The sequence below is a fragment of the Pseudomonas sp. R37(2017) genome (genome assembly GCF_002113375.1).
In the GTDB taxonomy this organism is placed as follows: Bacteria; Pseudomonadota; Gammaproteobacteria; order Pseudomonadales; family Pseudomonadaceae; genus Aquipseudomonas.
On the sequence record NZ_NEHO01000001.1, the window covers coordinates 44,197 to 63,726 of the forward strand.

At 59.4% G+C, this 19,530-nt stretch carries 16 protein-coding genes, 1 tRNA gene and 2 pseudogenes; 4 read left to right on the forward strand and 15 right to left on the reverse strand.

All coding sequences use genetic code 11. The features are described from left to right. Positions 1-99 precede the first annotated feature (99 nt). The gene (locus CAG47_RS00190) at positions 100-1,083 is read left to right on the forward strand and encodes an AraC family transcriptional regulator (protein WP_085722931.1); all 984 of its coding nucleotides are present in this window, start codon (positions 100-102) and stop codon (positions 1,081-1,083) included. 43 nt (positions 1,084-1,126) lie between these two features. On the opposite strand, the gene CAG47_RS00195 is transcribed toward CAG47_RS00190, so the two are convergent. From CAG47_RS00195 to CAG47_RS00225, 7 genes are all read right to left on the reverse strand, one after another. Then, positions 1,127-3,772 (reverse strand): LuxR C-terminal-related transcriptional regulator, encoded by a 2,646-nt coding sequence (locus CAG47_RS00195; RefSeq protein ID WP_256577363.1) that lies wholly within the window; start codon positions 3,770-3,772, stop codon positions 1,127-1,129. A 422-nt stretch (positions 3,773-4,194) separates the two neighbouring features. Further along, on the reverse strand, positions 4,195-4,989 hold the full coding sequence (locus tag CAG47_RS00200) for an SDR family oxidoreductase (protein ID WP_085722932.1): 795 nt from the start codon (positions 4,987-4,989) through the stop codon (positions 4,195-4,197). A 69-nt stretch (positions 4,990-5,058) separates the two neighbouring features. Beyond that, complete coding sequence (locus CAG47_RS00205; protein WP_085722933.1) at positions 5,059-5,307, reverse strand: hypothetical protein; 249 nt, start codon at positions 5,305-5,307, stop codon at positions 5,059-5,061. Positions 5,308-5,321: 14 nt separating this feature from the next. Further along, positions 5,322-6,560 carry a thiolase family protein gene (locus CAG47_RS00210; RefSeq protein ID WP_085722934.1) on the reverse strand — a complete coding sequence of 413 codons (1,239 nt, stop codon included), beginning with the start codon at positions 6,558-6,560 and terminating at the stop codon, positions 5,322-5,324. Between the two features lie 4 nt (positions 6,561-6,564). Further along, positions 6,565-8,136, reverse strand: a complete 1,572-nt coding sequence (locus CAG47_RS00215) for a class I adenylate-forming enzyme family protein (protein WP_085722935.1) — start codon at positions 8,134-8,136, stop codon at positions 6,565-6,567. 57 nt (positions 8,137-8,193) lie between these two features. Then, positions 8,194-9,327, reverse strand: a complete 1,134-nt coding sequence (locus tag CAG47_RS00220) for a trans-acting enoyl reductase family protein (RefSeq protein WP_085722936.1) — start codon at positions 9,325-9,327, stop codon at positions 8,194-8,196. A gap of 35 nt (positions 9,328-9,362) precedes the next feature. Then, positions 9,363-10,643, reverse strand: a complete 1,281-nt coding sequence (locus CAG47_RS00225; protein WP_177408898.1) for an acyl-CoA dehydrogenase family protein — start codon at positions 10,641-10,643, stop codon at positions 9,363-9,365. A 119-nt stretch (positions 10,644-10,762) separates the two neighbouring features. Here CAG47_RS00225 and CAG47_RS00230 point away from each other — a divergent pair, with 119 nt between their 5' ends. Next, complete coding sequence (locus CAG47_RS00230) at positions 10,763-11,635, forward strand: helix-turn-helix domain-containing protein (RefSeq protein WP_085722937.1); 873 nt, start codon at positions 10,763-10,765, stop codon at positions 11,633-11,635. 810 nt (positions 11,636-12,445) lie between these two features. Here CAG47_RS00230 and CAG47_RS00240 read toward each other — a convergent pair. From CAG47_RS00240 to CAG47_RS00255, 4 genes are all read right to left on the reverse strand, one after another. Next, positions 12,446-12,808: a P-II family nitrogen regulator gene (locus CAG47_RS00240; protein WP_085722939.1), complete on the reverse strand. Its 363-nt coding sequence runs from the start codon at positions 12,806-12,808 to the stop codon at positions 12,446-12,448. Continuing rightward, positions 12,805-14,589 (reverse strand): DUF1538 domain-containing protein, encoded by a 1,785-nt coding sequence (locus CAG47_RS00245; protein ID WP_085722940.1) that lies wholly within the window; start codon positions 14,587-14,589, stop codon positions 12,805-12,807. The genes CAG47_RS00240 and CAG47_RS00245 overlap by 4 nt, the downstream gene beginning before the upstream one ends. 133 nt (positions 14,590-14,722) lie before the next feature. Then, entirely contained in the window at positions 14,723-15,112 is a 390-nt protein-coding gene (locus CAG47_RS00250; protein ID WP_085722941.1) for an antiterminator Q family protein, read from the reverse strand. Between the two features lie 4 nt (positions 15,113-15,116). Further along, on the reverse strand, positions 15,117-15,437 hold the full coding sequence (locus CAG47_RS00255; RefSeq protein WP_085722942.1) for a hypothetical protein: 321 nt from the start codon (positions 15,435-15,437) through the stop codon (positions 15,117-15,119). A 107-nt stretch (positions 15,438-15,544) separates the two neighbouring features. On the opposite strand from CAG47_RS00255, the pseudogene CAG47_RS00260 reads away from it, so the two are divergent. Together CAG47_RS00260 and CAG47_RS00265 are read left to right on the forward strand one after the other, a co-directional pair. Beyond that, positions 15,545-16,036: pseudogene (locus CAG47_RS00260) on the forward strand (major capsid protein); the annotation flags it as partial. 43 nt (positions 16,037-16,079) lie between these two features. Continuing rightward, positions 16,080-16,256 (forward strand): annotated as a pseudogene (locus CAG47_RS00265) (site-specific integrase); the annotation flags it as partial. Positions 16,257-16,335: 79 nt separating this feature from the next. On the opposite strand, the gene CAG47_RS00270 reads toward CAG47_RS00265, so the two are convergent. The 4 genes from CAG47_RS00270 to pheT all read right to left on the reverse strand — a co-directional run bounded on the left by CAG47_RS00270 (position 16,336) and on the right by pheT (position 19,523). After that, positions 16,336-16,412: transfer RNA gene (locus CAG47_RS00270), tRNA-Pro, on the reverse strand. 89 nt (positions 16,413-16,501) lie between these two features. Continuing rightward, a complete protein-coding gene (locus CAG47_RS00275) occupies positions 16,502-16,858 on the reverse strand; it encodes a MerR family transcriptional regulator (RefSeq protein WP_085722944.1) in 357 nt (118 codons plus the stop codon). Next, positions 16,839-17,141 (reverse strand): integration host factor subunit alpha, encoded by a 303-nt coding sequence (gene ihfA / locus CAG47_RS00280; protein ID WP_002553164.1) that lies wholly within the window; start codon positions 17,139-17,141, stop codon positions 16,839-16,841. Before ihfA ends, CAG47_RS00275 begins: the two co-directional genes overlap by 20 nt. Positions 17,142-17,144: 3 nt before the next feature. Next, on the reverse strand, positions 17,145-19,523 hold the full coding sequence (gene pheT / locus CAG47_RS00285; protein ID WP_085722945.1) for a phenylalanine--tRNA ligase subunit beta: 2,379 nt from the start codon (positions 19,521-19,523) through the stop codon (positions 17,145-17,147). Positions 19,524-19,530 lie beyond the last annotated feature (7 nt).

A 19,530-nucleotide genomic window follows, 5' to 3' on the forward strand; every position in this document is an offset into this window, starting at 1 on the left:
CAGAGGATATTCTTCGTCCCGTAAGGCTCCGTCTACCAGCAAAATGCAAACCTCACCCAAATTGTGAAATAGTGCATTGCACAATTGCAGGGATGACCGATGGATACTCGAACAGACAAGAAACCACTTGATCGATACAGTGTCATTCGGACCAACGATGTCGAAGAGATGACGGCTGCGGCCCAAGCATTTTATGGTGAGCTACATTTTTCAGTCCCCTGCGACCACAAAAACTTCCAGGCCCGAGGCAATCATTGTCAACTCAACGACATTGGTATCTCGTATGTAAGCTTTAGAACGGCTGTAGATCAGACTTACTATGCTGACGCCTCAACTTATTTCGCAGTACCCATTGCCATTTCCGGAGCAGGCTGGGGGGAAACGCGCGGCAAGACTGTCAGCCTTGAAGGGAGACAAGGCTTGATCGCATCACCGGGCGAACGAACCGCGCTGCACACAGGCCCAAACTTTGAAGAGATTGCACTCTTGCTCGATGTCGGCGCAGTGGAGCGCAAACTTACCGGTCTGATTGGCGCCGAAGTCAAAGGAGATATCATCTTCGATCCGGCCCTCAACCTCGAGACTCCGGCCGGCCGACAATGGTGGAGGTTGTTATGCTTCCTCATTGATGAGGCCGAGACGCGCGAAACCGATCTTCCCCTGATGGCTCTGAGCGAGCTTGAACAAGCGCTCATTGTCATGCTCCTCAAGACAAGCAGCCACAATTTCAGCCATGCGCTGAACGCCCAGCGAGACTTGGCCCCACAGACGGTCCGGCTTGTAGAGGAATATATCGAGGCGCATTGGGATCAGCCCATCGCAATAGAGCAATTGGCCCTGCTGACTAATGTCGGCGTGCGCAACTTGTTCTACTCTTTCAAGAAAAGCCGCGGCTACTCGCCAATGAGTTTCTTGAAGCAGGTACGTCTTCGCCACGCTCGCCAGATGCTCTTGCGTGCTTCCCCCGGAACAACCGTGGCGGAAATCGCACTCCAGTGTGGATTCTGCAATCTTGGTAATTTTGCGATGGACTACCGCAGAGTCTTCGGAGAGCGTCCATCAAGCACATTGAAATCGAGATAATGGCTAAAAGTCCTATTGAGCATGTGCAAGCTGACTGCCAGGACTAGCGCTCGACCTCGATGATACCGAGCATGTAGGCACGATCCACCACATGCCGGCGCGTGCCGGCCTGGAACTTGCCGAAGAGATTCTTCAGGTGCCATTTGACCGTCTCCTCACCGACATTGAGAGCGAGCGCGATCTGCTTGTTGGACAAGTTGCGAGCCAGCAACTGCAGCACCTCCTGCTCCTTGGGTGTAAGGAGGCGGCTTGGTGACACCTTGGCAGCCTGAGTCCGGACAACATGCTCCGCGGCAGGGAGGCGGGACAGGAGTTCCACGGACTCGCTCTGCGCTGGTGCCCAGCGAGCCGACTGCGGGAGGGTGTCCAGCAGTACGCGGCGCATACCGTACTCCATCGCCAGGCTATGCGCTTCATGCAAATGGGCCTGACCATCGCGCCCCGACTCGTGAAGCGCCAATGCCTTGAACAACAAGGCCTGTACCACCTCCCGACCACGCCGCAACCGGCTGGCGTGTTCGTGCAGTTCGTTGGCGGCGGACAACAATTCGGGCCAGCCGCGTTGCACCAACAGCACATAGGCACGAGCCACGCAAACGCAAAGGCGCAGCTCCGGTGCCAGCAGGCTATCGGGGTCCTGGAAGCACGGCGGAATCCGCTCTTCCAGCTGGCGCCAGAGCACCTGACATGTATCCACCCGACCTTGCAGCGCGTGCTGGCGGATCTGCTCCCCGAGCGACATGAGGTGGAATCTCGGTACACCACGCTCATCACCCAGCGCGTATAGAGCCTCGAGCAGGTCGTGACTACGATGCGCCTGCCCAGTGAGTCCCGCCAGCCGGGCTGCCGTGACGAAACCGAAAACGATTGCATCGGGGCTGGCCAGTCGCTCGATCACGTCCAAACGGTTCGCCAATGTGGTGGCCGCTTCATCAAGCTCGTTGCATTCCAGCAAAACCGCAGCGAGCGAGCTTGCCAGGAAAGTAGCCACCGTGCTGCGTCGACCAATGTCCTGCTCAGCCTGCATCAAAGTGCTGCGCAGGCTCTCCGCAGCCGGCACCATGCGTCCTTCCCAAAGGTAGCTGGCGCCGATCACCCACTCGGAGAAGCCGCGGATGGCATCCAGGCCCTCCGCCCAGCGGTACTGTGGGGCCCTGCGGCAGACGCGGCGCGCCACTTCCGGCTGACCACGAAACAACGCGAGACGTGATTGTTGGTTGGCCAAGAGCGCCAGCGCCTTGACCGAGGTCTTGGGGGGAGATTCAATCCAGCGTCCGATAATGGCCTGGGACTCATCTGGACGGTCGGCAAAATAGGCCGCTGCGGAAGCGATAGCGGCGGCCTCGCAACTTGCCTCCTCATCGATCGCCGGATCGAATTGCAACTTGGCGATCAGATACCGGGCCTGCTCAGGGTTGTCGCTCATCGCCAGTGCCCAGGCTACCGCCAGGCACATACGTGGCCGCGACTCTACCTCTACGGCAGGCAGCTCACTTTTCCACTCGATGACTCGGCTGAATTGGCCGCGCAGCATGACCTCATACAGGCACTGCTCGATCATGTTATAGGCTTGGGTCGGCAGGCCAGCACTCAGGTAGTGCCGTGCAGCCTCCTCGAAGAAGCCGTGAGACTCCAGCCAGACCGCAGCGCGCCTGTGCAATTCGCTACGCCGTGACTGCGGCAGCAGGGCCACACGCTGTTGAAGGAACTCACGGGCCAGCGGATGGATACGCACCCATTCGCTGCCCTGGCCTTCGGCGAAGATTGGCGTACTGGCGCACAGCTCGGCCATCAGTTCCCCGGCCCGTGGATCGGCGCTCAGTGCCACGCACAGCTCGGGATGCAAGTTCTCCGGCAGAGCGATGCAAACAAGGAAATCGACCTGGTCCGGCTGCAGCTTCTCCACCAGGCTGTCGACGAAGTAGCGTTGTATATCGCCGGTACAAGCCTTGAGCTCGTCGATGGCGCGTTCGGGAGCGGCGCTTCGCTCCATGGCCGCCACTGCCAGTTGCAGTCCCAGCGGCCAGCCTTCGGTGAGCTCGTGCAGTGCCACCCTCAGGTCGATGTCGAGACTATCGCCGAAACGACCGGCGAGCACTGCAACCGTTTCCTCGACGCGAAAGCGCATGGCCTCCAGGCCAAGCCCGAGAAACGCTCCGCGGGCCTGCAGCTCGGCGGCCTGCAGATTGAGGCGGCGGCGGGAGGCCATCAGCACCCGCAGATTGGCCGGCGCGTTGTGCAGCAGGTAGGTCAAGGCCACGCGGACGGCGGCGTCCGATAGAGCGTCGACCTCGTCGAGCATCAGCGCTACCTCGCCGCCCAGGTCGGCCACCTCCGCGAGCCATTCCGTCAGATCACCGAGGGCATCGCGGCGGTTCATGGCCTGGTTGGCCGACCTGGCGAACGCCTGACGGCCGCTGGCCACCAGCATGGCCGCGGCCAACCCCTGGACGAAACGGATGCTGTCGTCGCGACCATCCAGCGTCAGCCATGCAACAACGGCGCCGCGTGAAAGGAGCTCACGGCGCCATTGAGCCAATAACCAGGTCTTACCGAAACCGGCCGGAGCATGCACCGAGATAGCCATGCGGGAGGACAGTTCGTCCACCTCAAGACTGAGGCGCTCACGGCGAAAGGCGGTCTTCTGGCTCCTCGGTGGCGTGGTCTTGAGTACCAGCTCAGGCTCCATTTTCTCCACTTACATCGCCTCCAGCAGGAAAAAAAACTCGTGCCTCCCAGTATCGTTCCATATACCGGTTGCTTGCCAGCCAGGAAGCACCGCATCCGTCTCGGTTTACATTTATGACATCGTCACCAGATCGGACCTGAGCGCAGGTTCGAGCACAGAGGAAAAAACCAGGGGGTAGTCCTGCATCGAACCCGGCACGGCTTCGCTCCATTGTTCTTGTAAGAGGTACTGGCTGACGCTGGTGCAGGCTATGCCTCGCCCTGCGGCAGCACGACAACCTACGGTGATCCAGCCATGCCGCGCGCCCCCTATAACGAGGGGTGTAGTAGTCGACACCCCCTTCAAACAGGTATTTCCCTCCGAGTCAGCAATCGAGCACTGACTCCCATGGCGCATACCCGCACGCCTTGAATCTGTGCAGATTAGCCAAGCCAGCGCAGAATGCTCGGGTAGGCGTTGGGCAATAGCCTCACCAGCCAGTAGGTCGTGCGCGACAGATGCCCGGTCAGGATTCGCTTCTTCCGCTTGCGCAATCCGTCAATGATGTCGGCCGCGCACGCTTGCGGAGGGGTCACCAGCAATTTCTCGGCCTTGCCGGCAAATACCCCTTCCATGTCCCCGGCCAGTTTCACGCGCCGACCTGCGCGCTCGATGTTGGTCTTGATGCCACCTGGGTGTACGCACACCGCACGAACACCCGTCCCCCTCAGTTCCTGCCAAAGGCACTCGGTGAGGCCGCGCACCGCAAATTTCGACATGTTGTAGGCACTCTGGCAGGGATAGGCGAACAGACCGAAGATGCTGGAAATGTTGACGATGCAGCCTTCGGCTTGTCGCAGCATGCTCGGCAGGAACGCCTTGGTGCCATACAGCACACCGTAGAGATTAATGTTCAGCTGCCATTCGTATTCGTCGATGTCGGTATTGGCCACGGAGCCAACCAGAGTGGCACCGGCATTGTTGATCAGGTAATGGACCGCTCCGAAGTCGCGCAGCACCTCTTCGGCATGGGCGAATACCTCGGCCCGAACAGACGCGTCCACCCGGTAGGTGCGTGCTTCGACGCCTGGCGCGAGCTGCTTCAGAGTGCCCTGCAAACCCGACTCGTTGATGTCCGATAGTGCGAGATGGGCGCCTGCCTCGGAGAACTGCACGGCCAGCGCTCGGCCAATGCCAGAGCCAGCTCCGGTGATTACCACGACTTTGTTCTCAAACATGCTCATTTCTCCAGAGCCGATTCAGGTTTCCGTGCATCGGGGCATACACGCCCGACCACAGGCCACAACTCATTGCTGGCGCAGCGGCCACCAGTGCAGGAAGCCAAACAGCAGCGTCAGCAACAAGCTGATCGCCAACGGCCCCGGGTAGCGGCGCACATGGCGGAACATGAAAAACGTCTCCAGCAGATGGGCCGCGAGCAGAATGGCAGCCACATAGCGCAAAGGTATTTCGGCGCCGAAGGGCAGCGCAATGAAGAGGCCCGCGAGTGCCAGCAGGTAGATGGCCAGACAGCCGATTTTCAGGAGCTTGTTCATCTTCTTTTCGTTCTCTATTTGCTCAGAATGTGGACGGCCAACGCGGCTTCTTCTACGCCCTGCAGACCGCCACCGTTTTCCTGAATAGCATGGCGCGCGCCCACCACCTGGCGCTCGCCCGCCTCGCCGCGCAATTGCGTCACCAGTTCGTACAACTGGCCTATACCCGTGGCACCCAATGGGTGCCCCTTGGACTCCAGACCGCCTGAGGTATTGATAGGGATGCGTCCGCCGAGCGTGAAATCACCGCGTTCCGCGGCCGGCCCACCCCCGCCCAACGGGGCCAGGCCCAGGTTTTCCGCCTGAATGATCTCGCCCATGGCAGAGGCGTCGTGCACTTCGGCCACATGCATGTCCTGCGGCCCCAGGCCGGCCATATCGTAGGCCAGATCGGCGGCACGCCGGCCCAGATGCAACTCCGGCCTTTCCAGCGGCCGATGGCTGAAACTCTGGATCACACTGGCGGCGATGCGGATGCAGCGCTTCCTGTCTGCACCAATCCGCTTCAGCCCGTCCTCGGTGCAGAGGATCGCAGCCGCTGCACCGTCGGTAAGGGGCGCACACATCGGCAAGGTGATGGGATAGGTGACAGGAGGCGCCGCAAGGATTTCGTCGATGGAGTAAGGCTTGCGAAACTGCGAATAGGGATTGTGCACCGAGTGCCCATGATTCTTGGCGGACACCGCGGCGATCTGCCGTTGAGTGGTACCGAATGTGCGCATATGGAAAAGACACATGGCAGCGTAGATGGCCATGAATTTGCTGTAGGGCCGATCCGACTCAGAGCCCTCGGGAATCTCCACACCCTCTCCCATCCTCACCAGGGTTCGGTAGTTTTCCTCCGCCCGCGACACATCCCAGCCGCCTTCGAACACAGCGAAGGCTTTGGCCTTGTCGCTGATGTTCATCTTCTCGGCGCCCAATGCCAGCGCCACATCCGTGGCGCCGGCCTTGAGGCTCTGCACCGCCAGATGCACCGCCGAGCTGCCGGAGGCGCAAGCATTTTCCACATTGAAGATCGGAATGCTGTGGATGCCGATCTTGCTGAAAACGACCTGGCCGGGAATGGCGATCTGGCCCTGCAACAGACCGTTGGTCATGCCCGAATAATAGGCCACGCCTACATCTGCGGCGCTGCAGCGGGCATCCCTCAAGGCGCCATGCAGGGCTTCACCGGCCAGGTCCTCGAGGCTGCGTTCCAGATGCCGGCCGAACACCGTCATGGCAATACCTGCGATATAGATATCACTCATGGCTCTAGATCCTGCGCTCTTGGCTGGCCCAGAACTGCGCGCGCAGTTCCTTCTTCAGCACCTTGCCCGCCGGGCTGCGCGGCAGAACCGCAACAAAGTCGACGCTCTTGGGTGCCTTTAGCGAACCGAGTCTTTCCTTGCACAGTGCGATCAGCTCTTCGGCTTCGACCTCCTGGCCGGCGTTGAGCTCCACCATGGCCTTCACCGCCTCGCCCCACTGCGCGTCGGGCACCCCGATCACCGCACAGTCCTGTATCGCCGGATGGCTCCACAGCACCTGTTCCACTTCGCTTGGGTAGACGTTGAATCCGCCGGAGATGATCATGTCCTTCTTGCGATCAGTGATGTGCAGGTAGCCTTCGGCGTCGAGATGGCCGATATCGCCGGTGTGTAGCCAGCCGTCGACGATGGTCTCGGCGGTCTTGTCCGGTGCCTGGTAATAGCCCTTCATCACCAGGTCACCGTGCACGCAGATTTCGCCGGTCGCGCCCTGAGGCAAGATCGTGCCGTCGTCGCTCATGACCTCGCAGCGGATCAACGGATTGGGACGCCCTACCGAGGACAGGCGCTCGTCCGAGGCGATATTGCCAGCGCTGTCGAAGTGCTCATCCGGGCGCAGGAAGGCTATGGAGGCAGGGGCTTCCGTCTGGCCATAACCGCCCATCATCACCGGGCCGAAGGTCTCTATAGCCAGCTTGAGCTTGTCCACCGACATGGGCGCGGCGCCGTACATGAAGTACCTGAGGGAGGAGAAATCCGCCTTCTCCTTCAGACCCGGAATGTCGAGCAGGCGATAGATCACCGTGGGGGGCAGGAAGAATTCCGTGACCCGGTACTTGGCAATGGCACTGAGCAGCAGCGCCGGATCGGGCTTGGTCACCACGACCACAGTGCCCTCCAGCGCAGTGCAGGGCAGTGACAGCAGCCCGGCGGTGTGGGTCATGGGCGCCGCCGCCAGGTTGACGGGGCGCTCGTTGCCACCATAGCTGCAGCGCATCATGAAGTGTGCGCAGAAGGTTTGCGCGCTGCGGTGGGTGTTCATCACCCCTTTGGGCGCACCCGTGGTACCGCCGGTGGCGGACAGCATGATCACGTCGTCCAGATTCACCTGCACCACGGGTCTGTCAGTCGACTGATGCACCACCCAGTGTTGCAGCGGGATGCTGCCGATTACCATCGGAGCCTCGCCGTCTACGCAGATCCAACGCTTGATTTCCGGCAGGCGTGGTTGCAGTCCGGCGATGGTGTCGGCGAAGGCTTGCTGGAAGAACAGTACCTCGCAGCCGAAGCTATCCAGCACATGGTGGTTCTCATCCACCGAGTTGCGCGCGCCCACCGGAATCCAGCACATGTTGGCGCGCCACAACCCCAGGGTGCATGTCCAGGCGGTGACGTCGTTGCCTGCCCAGACAGCGCCCCTGGTTTCTTTGGGCAGCCCTTCCGCCAACAGGGCATTGGCGATACGGCAGGAAAGCTCTCCCACCTCCTCGAAGCTGTAGTGGCGGTCGTCCTGTATATAGGCGCTGCCCTGCGGATTACCGCGCCAGCCGCGGTCAAAGAAGTCGATGATAGCCATGGGGCTCCTCGCAATGGGCACGGCCCCGTCGCAAGGAGCCGTGCGCCTGACAGATGGTTACAGCTGGGTCATTGTGGCGCGGGCCAGGCCGCGCTCTTCCAGGAAGCCCAGCAGGTAGCGGTGGCCAAAGGCTTTGGAGCCGGAGGCGAAGCCCACCTTGTTGGTTTCGCCGTCGAGCAGCTTGATGACGCCGGCGGCCTGCAGCGCACCGGTCGCGATATAGGCGGTTGTGCCGAATACCTCGGCGCGCACGGCGGAAAGCTGGCCCCGGCCGATGGCGGTATCGACCATTCGCACCTGGGTGGTACGTTCGCGCGCAGGCATGCTCGGCGTTGTGGAGTCGACGACCTGCTTGATCACCGCATCCTGCTGCTCGCCGGTCAGGTTCTTGTACTCCTGCTCCCACTTGTATCCCAGCTGATGCACCTTCTGCATCACGTCGTTGTCGTAGAAGCCGACGCAGGAGATGCAGCTGCGCACGCGGGAGTCGTTCTCGAAATAGACCGGCAACGAAGTGCCGCCCCACGGCAGGGCGAAGACCGGCTGCATGAAGTGCGGCGAGGTGACCTGGAACGAAGCGTTGGCCGCATGCTCCTTTAACTTGCCGTCCCACAGGTAGCATTGCTGGACACGCAGCATCTCGAAGATGGACGCGGTGGAGCCCACAGTCACTCCGGCAGCGCCCTCACGCGGACCGCGGCACAGGGTGCTGGTTTCCAGCGCATCGATACCCGGGTGTTCCAGGGCCAGCTCGGCGGCTATTTCCGCGAAGCTGTACATGTAGGACAGGGACGGCGACACCAACAGACCGGCCTGACGATACAGCTCGCCAAACCGGTCGCGAACGGCGCGGATATAGCTCTGCTCACCGGTGGTATCGATGTGGTGGCAGCCGGCCTTGAGCGCGGCTTCGACGCCCACCAGGCCGAAGTTGACGAAAGGCCCTACGGTGTTGCATACCACCTTGGCGCCAGTGAAGGCCCTGGTCAGAGCCTCCACATTGTGCTCGCACTCGATGATCTCGCAGGTGGCCGACTCCAGGCGCACCACTCTCTGCGCCATCATTTCCTTGACGCGGGCGGCGCTGCGGGCCACGGCCGTGAAGGGAATGTTCTGGTCGATCAACCAGTCCATGATCAGCATACCGGTGTAACCACTGGCGCCGTAGACAACTACTGGATACTTGGCCATTGCATGTCCTCATAATTTTTGTTGGATCAAGGAATTCAGTTCTGCGCCCAGCCTTCGGCATATAGCTGCTGAGCCAGCAACCCCAGGCGCATGGTGAGTACCCGGTTCTCGCCATCTTCGATCAGCGCGGCGCGGGCATCCCGGAACAGCTTTTCGATGGGGTATTCACGCGAAGTGCCGGCCCCGCCGAACAGTTGCAGCGCTTCGTCGGCCACACGCATCGCCTCTTCGGTGACGGTCACCTTGGCCGAAGCGGTTGCGTAGGGATGGCTGCTTGGGGAAAGGCGCGCGAAGGCCAGCGAGCGGCGGGCCGTGGCGCGTGCCAGCTCGACCCGACGCAGCATGTCGCCGAGTCGATAGCGGGTCATTTGATGGTCGATCAGCAAACGGCCACCCTGCTTGCGCTCATGGCAGTACTGCAGCGCCATCTCGAAGGCGGCGCGCGCCAGCCCGGTGAACACCTGGGACATGTGGGTCCCGGCAAAAGACCAGGCCGAAGCCATGTTGCCGTAGTACTCGTCGCGCAATGCCACCGCATAGCGCCTGGGCACGCGCACGTTATCGAAGTAGATCTCGCCCTGCGGCAGGGCGCGCTGACCAATCTTGTCCAGCGGGCTGCCGCGTGTCACACCCGGCAGGTCAAGGGGCACTATCACCGCCATGCCGTGGGGGCGGCCATCCGCCGCGAAGAAACCGTCGCCATAGTCGGCGCTTATGTAGCAGAGGGCCACCTGGGCCACCGCGCCGTTCGACACCCATGCGGAACACTGGCCGTTGATCACTATGTCGTCACCGCACAAGCGCCCCCACAGGTTGCCCTTGTTGCCGGGCTGGCCGGGGACCCACTCGCGGGCCATGTCGAACACCTGCACATCACTGCCTTTGTCCGGCTGGGTGATCACCCAGCAGCCGATCTTGTCGGCGCACAGCTCCACCAGTTCCTGATTCTGGGCCGCCACCGCCATCTGCAGCGGAAAGCCAGCCGCACCGAGGGACACGCCCAGCCCGGCGTCACCCCAGCCCAGTTCCTCGCCGATCAGGGACTCCAGGCGCACGGCCATTTCCGGCGGCAGCTCGCCCAACAGCTCGGGACTCAAACCCAGCTTGGCGTACTCGGCGAAAACCTCGTAGTAAGGGGAACCGGACGCGACCACCTTGTCGGCGCTCATCTTGTCCAGCTCGGCGCCCAGGGGTCGCAGTACCTCGCGGGCAAATCGATGAACCGAAGCCTGGATGGCTGCTTCCTCCTCAGCGAGCGGAGTCTCGAAGCCGGTCAGGCCCACGCTTGGCAGAGTCAATCGGGTTTTCAGTTGCATGATCTTCGGCACCTCGCGCTCTTGTTTTTACGGTTGCCATCTTGCCCCTGGAGCGCGGTGGTGCCTTTCAGCAAATGCCGCTATATTTATCAAAATCCGCTCATTGAGGAGTGCCGAGCTTGTCACGTCCGAACTGGCTTTCCGTACGGAAGCAGCTGGGCCAGACGCCCATTCTCGAAGGGCATATCCACGGCGAGATCCCTCTGTTCGTCGAGCGCTACATGTACCAGACCGGCGAGCGCGTGGTTTCCGGGCTCGACTGCATGGCGCTGCTCAATCAGTTTGGTGGCGGTACGGTGCATGAGGGCCAGCAGAGCCAGCCGCGCAGCCAGAATTTGCCGACTCAGTCGATACTGGTGCCACGAGGGGTTTCCACGCATTGGCACTACACGGGCCCGGTGGATTTCGTGGTCTTTTACTTTCTCGAGGGCGGTAACGACATCACCGCCAACCTGGAACTTTTGGTCGAATCGCGTGGGCAGCCGCTATCGTTCAGCGATCAACTGACAGGCGCCGCAGCGCAACAATTGGTGAGCGAACTTTATAAAGGCCTGGGCGCTGACCAAGGCTATATGGCACGGCTGGCGGCGTTGATGCTGGAGCAGAGCTATCGACTGCTGACCACGCCTTGCAGCGTCAGCATCAGCCCACGCTACGCACACTTTTCACGCCTGCAGGCGGTGCTGAACCAGATCCATCGGAATCTGGCGGGCGATCTGTCAGTGGATGCCCTTGCCAGTTGCGCCGGTGTCAGCTCGGCGCATTTCCGGCGCCTGTTTCAGGAAGCCGTGGGCATGCCGGTGCACCGTTATGTGCTGGCTACCCGCCTGGAACAAGCCCGGAAACTACTGACCCTCTCGGAAATGCCTATCGCGCATATCGCTCAGGAGTGCGGCTTCAGCAGCCAGAGCCATCTGACTGTCAGCTTCAGGACGATCCACGCGGTGACACCTGCACAGTTTCGCGCCCGACTCGCCAGCCGACGGCAATAAATGCTTACGCATGGCCCCCTGGATGGGTGTGGCAGGGCAAAAAACTAAAAAGCCCCGCACGAGGGCGAGGCTTAAAATTCGGTCTATTCCAAGATGCACGAAATCAGCGCAGATCCGGAGTTTTCGGGACAGCAGGCATAAAAAGCCCGACATCATAGCCGGGCTTCAAAAGGCGTCACGCTGTGTTCATAGCAATTCACACTGCTATAAAAACAGATCTATTCCGCGCGGAAAAACTTTTAATTTTTGCATACGTAAAAACTGTTTCCGAAATGTCCGCTGATTTTAATGGGCTCTTTGGCACTCAATACTTGAAGGCTTAGAGGACTCAGGAACTCTGTCAATCCGTACGGCAAACAGACCAACTCAATGCCGGTGCAAACCGATAATTCGACCAGGCCGGTGACAGGCAATATTCCTACTAAATATTTTCCCTCCTGGCATCAAGCTCTTGAGGCACGTCCACTGGCATCACCAGAGGTGACGCGAAAGTCAGCGCAACCATATACACCGTACCGCTGCCCGGTTCAGTTAGCCCTGCATGAGTACAGATGAAGTCGAACACCGCCTCGGACTCGGCTACATCCACCACCACGCTTACCATCCTGGAGAGAGACGCCTCTGGTACCTCATTGCGGTGTGCTTTGGCGGCCTGTAGCACGGGTACACTGCGACAGCTAACGCTGTCCATCCGCGTAATTCCATAAGTATCACGCAACAATTGCAGTAGGTGGCGGTCCATCCCATTATCGGGCAATACACAACTGATGAGTTTTGCAGCTCCACCCGGTACAACCATTACCGCCCCGCTCACGAAGTTTTTCCTTGTTCGAGTATTTCGCGCGGAATGTAGGTAGCCACCTTTTCCACAGGGGTCGCATAAATCATGCCGGCGCCGGGAACATCCAATTCGGCCGCGCGATAGATAGCCTCGAGTACCGCGTCCTGGTAATCGGCAGCTACTAGCAGGCTAACCACTTCTTTCTCCGCATCAATGGCAATGCTGAGCAGGCCGAGACGCTCACGGGGACCAAATCCTTGGGCGTGGTGGACAATGGCGCCTGGCGCCCCCATGCCCTGAGCCGCACGGATCACCAGATCTCCGCGCCCGACGGCGACAATGCACGTAATCAATGCAACGTCGGTAAGGTAAGTAATTCCTTGAGCTTTCATCTCACTTCTCCTGTACCCAATATTTGATTCGTAGGCTGCTCAGTGGTGAGTTTTGTCGACCTCCACGCTTGGACACGGGCCCACTGTCCGAGGAGCATGACACTGATGACCGGGCCAACAGATGCCATACAAAGAATTCCGAAACCCTCAACGGCATTGGTTGCATTGCCCAGTCCCAGCCCCATGGCCAGAACGAGCGGTACGGTGATTGGCCCTGTAGTGACACCCGCGCTATCCCAAGCCACATTGACAAACTCTTCGCTCGAAAAAAATGTCAGCAACGCAGCAAATAGATAGGGCGGCACAACCAGCCATACCAGTGGAAGGTCGAACACCAGCTTGGCCACACCCACGGCGATACCGCTCGCTACGCCTATCGATACCGCACGTATCAGACTCCGTTTGCGGATAAAGCCGTTGGTAAGGCTCTCTGCGGTGACGCCTAGGGCATTCAGCGCGGGTTCAGCGACAGTCGCACCGTACCCAAGTACCCACGCGAAGCCCAAGGCGAGTATCAGTCCGACCTCATATAAATAGAGTGGGGAATTGTCAATGCCCGGAATCTGCATGAAGGCCGTCGGGATAAGTGTCCCTGCACTCCCTCCTAGCTTTGATAGGCCGTAAGTTAGCCCGAGATTGAACACACACATTCCAACAACAGTCAGGGCGATGCCGAGAAAGATCTCATTCCGCCGTGGCAAGCTTTGACGCAGTAGTAGCTTCAATACGATCAGTAGAAAAATAACCAAAGGCACAATGGCTCGTAGCCCCGAAACTATCTCAAGTCCTGGGCTAATCGTGTACCAATTTGAAGCCTGAAGTCCGATGCTATTCGCGGTGTGGGCAGCGGCGATGATTTCCGCTGGCGTGGAGATAGCAGCCACAAAGAGGGCCAACAGCATTACCCCTATGACAGGAAACAATGAGGCCAATGTGACAATACCGAATCCGGATAGCCCTGAGCCGCCTTTGCCCGCAGCAGCCGCAATGCCAATACCCAACGCTAACACCAGAGGCACAGTGACTGGCCCGGTGGTGACCGCGCCTGCGTCCCATGCCAGACCGATAACCTTGGCAAGTTCAGGATCGCTAGCCATATAAACCGTCAACAACAAAACCGGCACCAGCGAAAAATAGATAAACGGCTTCAGGCTCCAGCCGTAAATGAATCGGAGCGTGCCTGTAACAGCGGCCAGACCGACACTAGCCCCCACAACCAAAACCAGTTCGCTGGTCCATTGGTTGAGGATCGCCCAGAGGTACGGCGCGCGCTCCGCAGAGACGTTCTGCCCGGCGGCACGTAGTGCACCAATAGCCGGTTCAGCGAAAGTCACCCCGATTCCTAACAGCAAAGTAATCAGCAGAACAACGGGCAAGGATGACTTGCGTGGAAGGTTGCTGCCGATGATACCGCCGAAAGGCATTAGGCCAAGTTTCAGCCCTTCCATAAACAGCATCAAACCGACGATCACAGCGAACAAGCCACCAGCCACCAGCAGTGAATCGTCTACTAGCTGACGCAGGATAATGATCTGGAAAAGCGCCAGATACAGTGCCAATGGCACCACGGCGCGAACCTGCTCCATTAGTCGGACTTTGAGGTAGGGTTTGAGGATGGCGGCAATCTCGCCCCACCGCAATTTCGCAGTTCGATGAGGAGCAGCCTGCCAGCAGCCATCGGCATTGCGAACTGGGGCTGATACCAGTTCACGCATAGGTATCTCGCGGCGACCCGCGCCAATCACGTGCAAATAGTCGGCATAACGAGTGGAGTCTTTCATAAGGTCATCTGCTCAAATTTATCTGCCAGTGGATGACCAAACGGTCTAGTGGTGTCGCGATACGAAAAAGACGGGAAAGAGTAGTGTATTTTTTTTAGCGCCGTCGCCACTTCAGCTGTTTCCCGATGTTGCATCAGGCGGCCTGTCTGATGCCGTCAATAGCACGATCAATCCAGGCAACCCCTGCCCTAGCCAGCTCCCTCGTTTTGCCCTCACTGATCCCGTAATACTTGCCCACACGCACCATTGGCCACTTGGCACCGTAGTACAACCAAATAATTTCCCTCATTTGCTGATCACGATGTAAAAGCCTAGCCACAGCCTCATCGATGGCAAGCGCCCAGTCATCGGTAATGCAATAGCCTCTGGTTGCAGTGGCTTGTGGTGTGAACAGTCGCATAAGTGCAAGCGTCGGAGATACATGCCCGGGAACACCCATCCCATCCACACGCCACCATCCCCACTGCTCCAACAGATATTCAGTATCGTCCAAAGCTCGGTCTGCCGGCTTGCGAGTGTTCATGTGTTCAATCCCCTGTGAAGTTGGTTCCGCCTGCACCGCGACGGTTGTTATGTTGGTACTGTGCAGCCCGGCCAGACACTGTCGGCACACTTTTCAATGCTTCGATCTGCTGCTGGACCTGCTGTAGTTTCAGGCTCACTTGAAAGACCAGGTCTTCAAGCGGTAACGCTTCCCCAGTGTCGATCGACACCCAGCCGGAGACACTGCGTTTCATGCAAGGCCGAGGGCCGTAGAGCCCATTCATGGTGGCCGAACCCCGGCACTCATTGCAGACGGCCATCGGGATTGGCTGGCGGGAGAACTCAGGGCGAAGAGTCTTTTTCATGCGTTTGAATCCTCTCCTATGGTTGTTTCTTGAAGGTCATCGCAGGCCTTGTTCTGTAAGGCCTCCATCGCTATACCGGGATCTCCGGATCTAACACCGGTCAACATATGAGTCTGGTCAAAACCCTTTCCGTGTCTTCGCTGACGGCGGCGATCAACGACCAGGAGTACCTGCCGGGTCGCATCAGCAGCCTGGGCCTGTTTCAGGAAGAGGGCATCACCACTCTGACGGTGCAAATCGAAAAGGACGGCGACACCCTGGCCCTGGTACCGACGGGTGAACGGGGTACTTCGGGTCTGGTGACCGGTGCCAGCAAGCGGCAGTTGATTCCGTTCAACACCATGCACCTGCCGCAGCGCTTCACCATCAAGGCCGCCGAAATTCAGGGCATTCGTGCCTTTGGTCAGGCGTCGGAGTTGCAGGCAGCACAGGGCGTGGTCAATGCCCGCTTGAGCAAAGCACGGCGACAACTCGACGCCCCCCATGAACTCCAGCGCATGGGCGCCCTCAACGGCCTGGCGCTGGACGCGGATGGCTCGACGGTCCTCCTGAACATCTACCAGGCGTTCGGCGTGGAGCAACAAGTATTGTCCAACGGTGCGTGCACCGAGGATTCATCAGGCCCGGCCGCCACAAAATCGGCGCAGAGCTCAGGTAGCCGAGGAGGACCGCAAGGCGCTTCTGGATCACAAGAACGGCAGCATCACCAGTCACTACTCGGGCGCTGAGCTGGGGCATCTGATTGAGGCTGCGAACATGGTATCAGCCACCGATTCGCGTGGACCGGTCCTGACGATCTTGAAGAGGAAACAAGCGTGAAAAATCGAGGAGTCACGCAAAAGTCACGCACATGAAAAAGGCCAATGCTGTGAACATTGGCCTAAGTCATTGAAAAATATGGTCGGGACGGAGTGATTCGAACACTCGACCCCTAGCACCCCATGCTAGTGCGCTACCGGACTGCGCTACGCCCCGACTAGGCGTGTAACCTGTTCCTCATCTCGAGGAACGCTCAAGAATATATCGCAAGCTTTTGAAAACTGGAAGTATTTAAAAGCAGGAATTTATTTCTTGAGCACCATCAGTACATCTTCGAGCTCGGCGATCATCTGGCGGATCATTTGTTTGTATTGGGTGGTGTCGTCTTTGGCTTCATCACCGGACAAACGCAGGCGCGCTCCGCCGATGGTGAACCCCTGATCATAAAGAAGCGCGCGGATCTGCCGGATCATCAGCACGTCCTGGCGCTGATAATACCGGCGGTTTCCGCGGCGTTTGACAGGGTTGAGCTGAGGAAACTCCTGCTCCCAGTAGCGCAGCACGTGCGGTTTTACCGCACACAGCTCGCTGACTTCACCAATGGTGAAGTAGCGTTTGCCCGGGATGACGGGGAGCTCGTCGTTATGACTTGGTTCCAGCATAAGCCTCAACTCGGGCCTTCAACTTCTGCCCTGGACGAAAGGTGACCACACGGCGAGCCGTGATCGGGATTTCTTCCCCCGTTTTCGGATTGCGGCCAGGCCGCTGGCGTTTGTCCCGAAGGTCGAAATTGCCGAAACCGGACAATTTGACTTGTTCGTTGTCTTCGAGCGCGTGCCTGATTTCTTCAAAAAACAGTTCGACCAATTCCTTGGCCTCCCGCTTATTCAGGCCCAGCTCTTCATACAGACGTTCCGCCATCTCAGCTTTCGTCAGAGCCCCCATACGTCACTTCCTTAACGTGGCGTTCAACCTTTGTTCGAGCGAGGTGAGGATGTTTTGCGTTGCGGTATTCACCTCATCGTCATTAAGAGTGCGCGATGGATGCTGCCAGGTCAAGCCGACTGCGAGGCTTTTTCTATCAGGATCAATGCCTTTACCCTGATACACGTCAAATAGCCTGAGGTCTGTCAGCCATTCGCCTGCATTTTCACGGATTACATCCAGTACAGCCGTGGCTGCAACGTCTTTGTGCGCAATCAGTGCAAGGTCACGACGCACTTCAGGAAAGCGCGATAACTCGTGGAATTCCGGCATTTTGCCCGACGCGACTTCCGCCAGCACCAGTTCGAAGACAAAGACCGGACGGTCGAGACCGAGGGTTTTCGACAATTCCGGATGGATCGCGCCAATGAATCCAACCAGACGACCATCACGCTCGATGCGCGCGGTTTGACCTGGGTGCAACGCCGGGTGTTTGCCTGGCACAAAAGTGAACGCATCCAGCGCACCGGCAAAGCCCAGCACCGCCTCCACATCTGCCTTGACGTCGAAGAAGTCGACAGTATCGCGGCCCTGCGCCCAACCTTCCGGCAGACGGCTGCCGCAAACCACACCGGCCAGCATCGGCTCTTGCTTCAGGCCTTCGAGCTGACCAACAAAACGCAGGCCACTTTCGAACAGACGCACGCGATCTTGCTGGCGGTTCAGGTTGTGCTGAAGCGCCTTGACCAGACCTGGCCACAAGGACGAACGCATGGCGGCCATGTCGTTGGAAATCGGATTGGCCAGCAGCAATGGCTCCACACCCGGATTGAACAACTCGAACTGTTTCGGATCGATGAAGCTGTAGGTGATGGCTTCCTGGAAGCCACGGGCAACCAGCAGACGGCGCAGCTCAGGCAGCTCGCTGCGTGCCTCTGCCTTGGCTTGCGGCGCCAGACGCGCTTGCGGATAACGAACCGGCAAACGGTTGTAGCCGTACAGGCGTGCCAGTTCTTCGATCAGGTCGACTTCCAGGCTGATATCGAAACGATGGCTTGGCACGTCTACACGCCACTGCCCTGCCCCGTCAGCGGTAATGGTCAGGCCCAAAGCGCTGAGCAAACGCTCCACTTCAGCCGAATCCATTTCCATACCCAGCATCTGGGTAATGCGCTGGGCACGCAGGGTGACCGGGGCAATTTTCGGCAGGTGCTGTTCGCTGACGGTCTCGATGATCGGACCCGCTTCACCACCGGTGATGTCCAGCAGCAAGCCAGTCGCGCGCTCCATGGCTTCGCGCGCCAGTTGCCAGTCCACGCCACGCTCATAGCGATGCGATGCATCGGTGTGCAGGCCATAGGAGCGGGCCTTGCCTGCTACGGCGATCTGGTCGAAGAAGGCACTTTCCAGGAACACATCACGTGTGGTCGAGGAAACACCGCTGTGCTCGCCACCCATGACGCCGGCAATTGCCAGTGCGCGGGAATGGTCGGCAATCACCAGCGTATCGCTACGCAGGCTGACTTCCTGACCGTCGAGCAGCACCAGCTTCTCGCCCTCTTCGGCCATGCGCACACGGATGCCGCCGTTGATTTCGGCGAGATCGAAGGCGTGCAGCGGCTGACCCAGCTCCAGCATCACGTAGTTGGTGATGTCGACGGCAGCGTCAATGCTGCGCACATCCGCGCGACGCAGACGCTCTACCATCCACAGCGGCGTTGGCTTGGACAGGTCGACGTTACGAATCACACGACCCAGGTAGCGCGGGCACGCGTTTGGCGCCAGAACTTCTACCGAGCGCACTTCGTCATGCGCGGCAGGCACCGACGCCACCACCGGGCGAACCACCGGAGTGGCGTAGAGCGCGCCGACTTCACGGGCCAGACCAGCGAGGGACAGGCAGTCGCCACGGTTCGGGGTCAGGTCGACCTCGATGCTGGCATCTTCCAGGTCCAGATAAACGCGGAAGTCTTCGCCCACCGGCGCGTCGGCCGGCAGCTCCATCAAACCGTCATTACCTTCACCCACCTGAAGCTCGGATTGCGAGCACAGCATGCCGTTGGACTCAACGCCACGCAGTTTGGCCTTCTTGATCTTGAAGTCGCCCGGCAGTTCGGCGCCGATCATGGCGAAAGGAATCTTCAGGCCCGGGCGCACGTTTGGCGCACCGCAAACCACCTGGAAGGTTTCCGAGCCGTTGCTGACCTGGCATACGCGCAGTTTGTCGGCGTCCGGGTGCTGTTCGGTGCTCAGAACCTCGCCCACTACCACGCCACTGAAAACACCGGCGGCCGGCGTAACGCTATCGACCTCAAGACCGGCCATCGACAGACGAGCAACCAGCTCGTCGCGACTTACCTGCGGGCTAACCCAGCCACGCAGCCATTGTTCACTGAATTTCATCCTGCTC

Bases quoted from the DNA above. Each gene is read 5' to 3' on its own strand.
- CAG47_RS00240 (WP_085722939.1), bottom strand. From the start codon at position 12,808: ATGAAAGCTCAAGGAATTACTTACCTTACCGACGTTGCATTGATTACG.
- CAG47_RS00205 (WP_085722933.1), bottom strand. From the start codon at position 5,307: ATGAACAAGCTCCTGAAAATCGGCTGTCTGGCCATCTACCTGCTGGCA.
- CAG47_RS00200 (WP_085722932.1), bottom strand. From the start codon at position 4,989: ATGTTTGAGAACAAAGTCGTGGTAATCACCGGAGCTGGCTCTGGCATT.
- CAG47_RS00210 (WP_085722934.1), bottom strand. From the start codon at position 6,560: ATGAGTGATATCTATATCGCAGGTATTGCCATGACGGTGTTCGGCCGG.
- CAG47_RS00195 (WP_256577363.1), bottom strand. From the start codon at position 3,772: ATGGAGCCTGAGCTGGTACTCAAGACCACGCCACCGAGGAGCCAGAAG.
- CAG47_RS00255 (WP_085722942.1), bottom strand. From the start codon at position 15,437: ATGAAAAAGACTCTTCGCCCTGAGTTCTCCCGCCAGCCAATCCCGATG.
- CAG47_RS00245 (WP_085722940.1), bottom strand. From the start codon at position 14,589: ATGAAAGACTCCACTCGTTATGCCGACTATTTGCACGTGATTGGCGCG.
- ihfA (WP_002553164.1), bottom strand. From the start codon at position 17,141: ATGGGGGCTCTGACGAAAGCTGAGATGGCGGAACGTCTGTATGAAGAG.
- pheT (WP_085722945.1), bottom strand. From the start codon at position 19,523: ATGAAATTCAGTGAACAATGGCTGCGTGGCTGGGTTAGCCCGCAGGTA.
- CAG47_RS00220 (WP_085722936.1), bottom strand. From the start codon at position 9,327: ATGGCCAAGTATCCAGTAGTTGTCTACGGCGCCAGTGGTTACACCGGT.
- CAG47_RS00250 (WP_085722941.1), bottom strand. From the start codon at position 15,112: ATGAACACTCGCAAGCCGGCAGACCGAGCTTTGGACGATACTGAATAT.
- CAG47_RS00215 (WP_085722935.1), bottom strand. From the start codon at position 8,136: ATGGCTATCATCGACTTCTTTGACCGCGGCTGGCGCGGTAATCCGCAG.
- CAG47_RS00225 (WP_177408898.1), bottom strand. From the start codon at position 10,643: ATGCAACTGAAAACCCGATTGACTCTGCCAAGCGTGGGCCTGACCGGC.
- CAG47_RS00275 (WP_085722944.1), bottom strand. From the start codon at position 16,858: ATGCTGGAACCAAGTCATAACGACGAGCTCCCCGTCATCCCGGGCAAA.
- CAG47_RS00190 (WP_085722931.1), top strand. From the start codon at position 100: ATGGATACTCGAACAGACAAGAAACCACTTGATCGATACAGTGTCATT.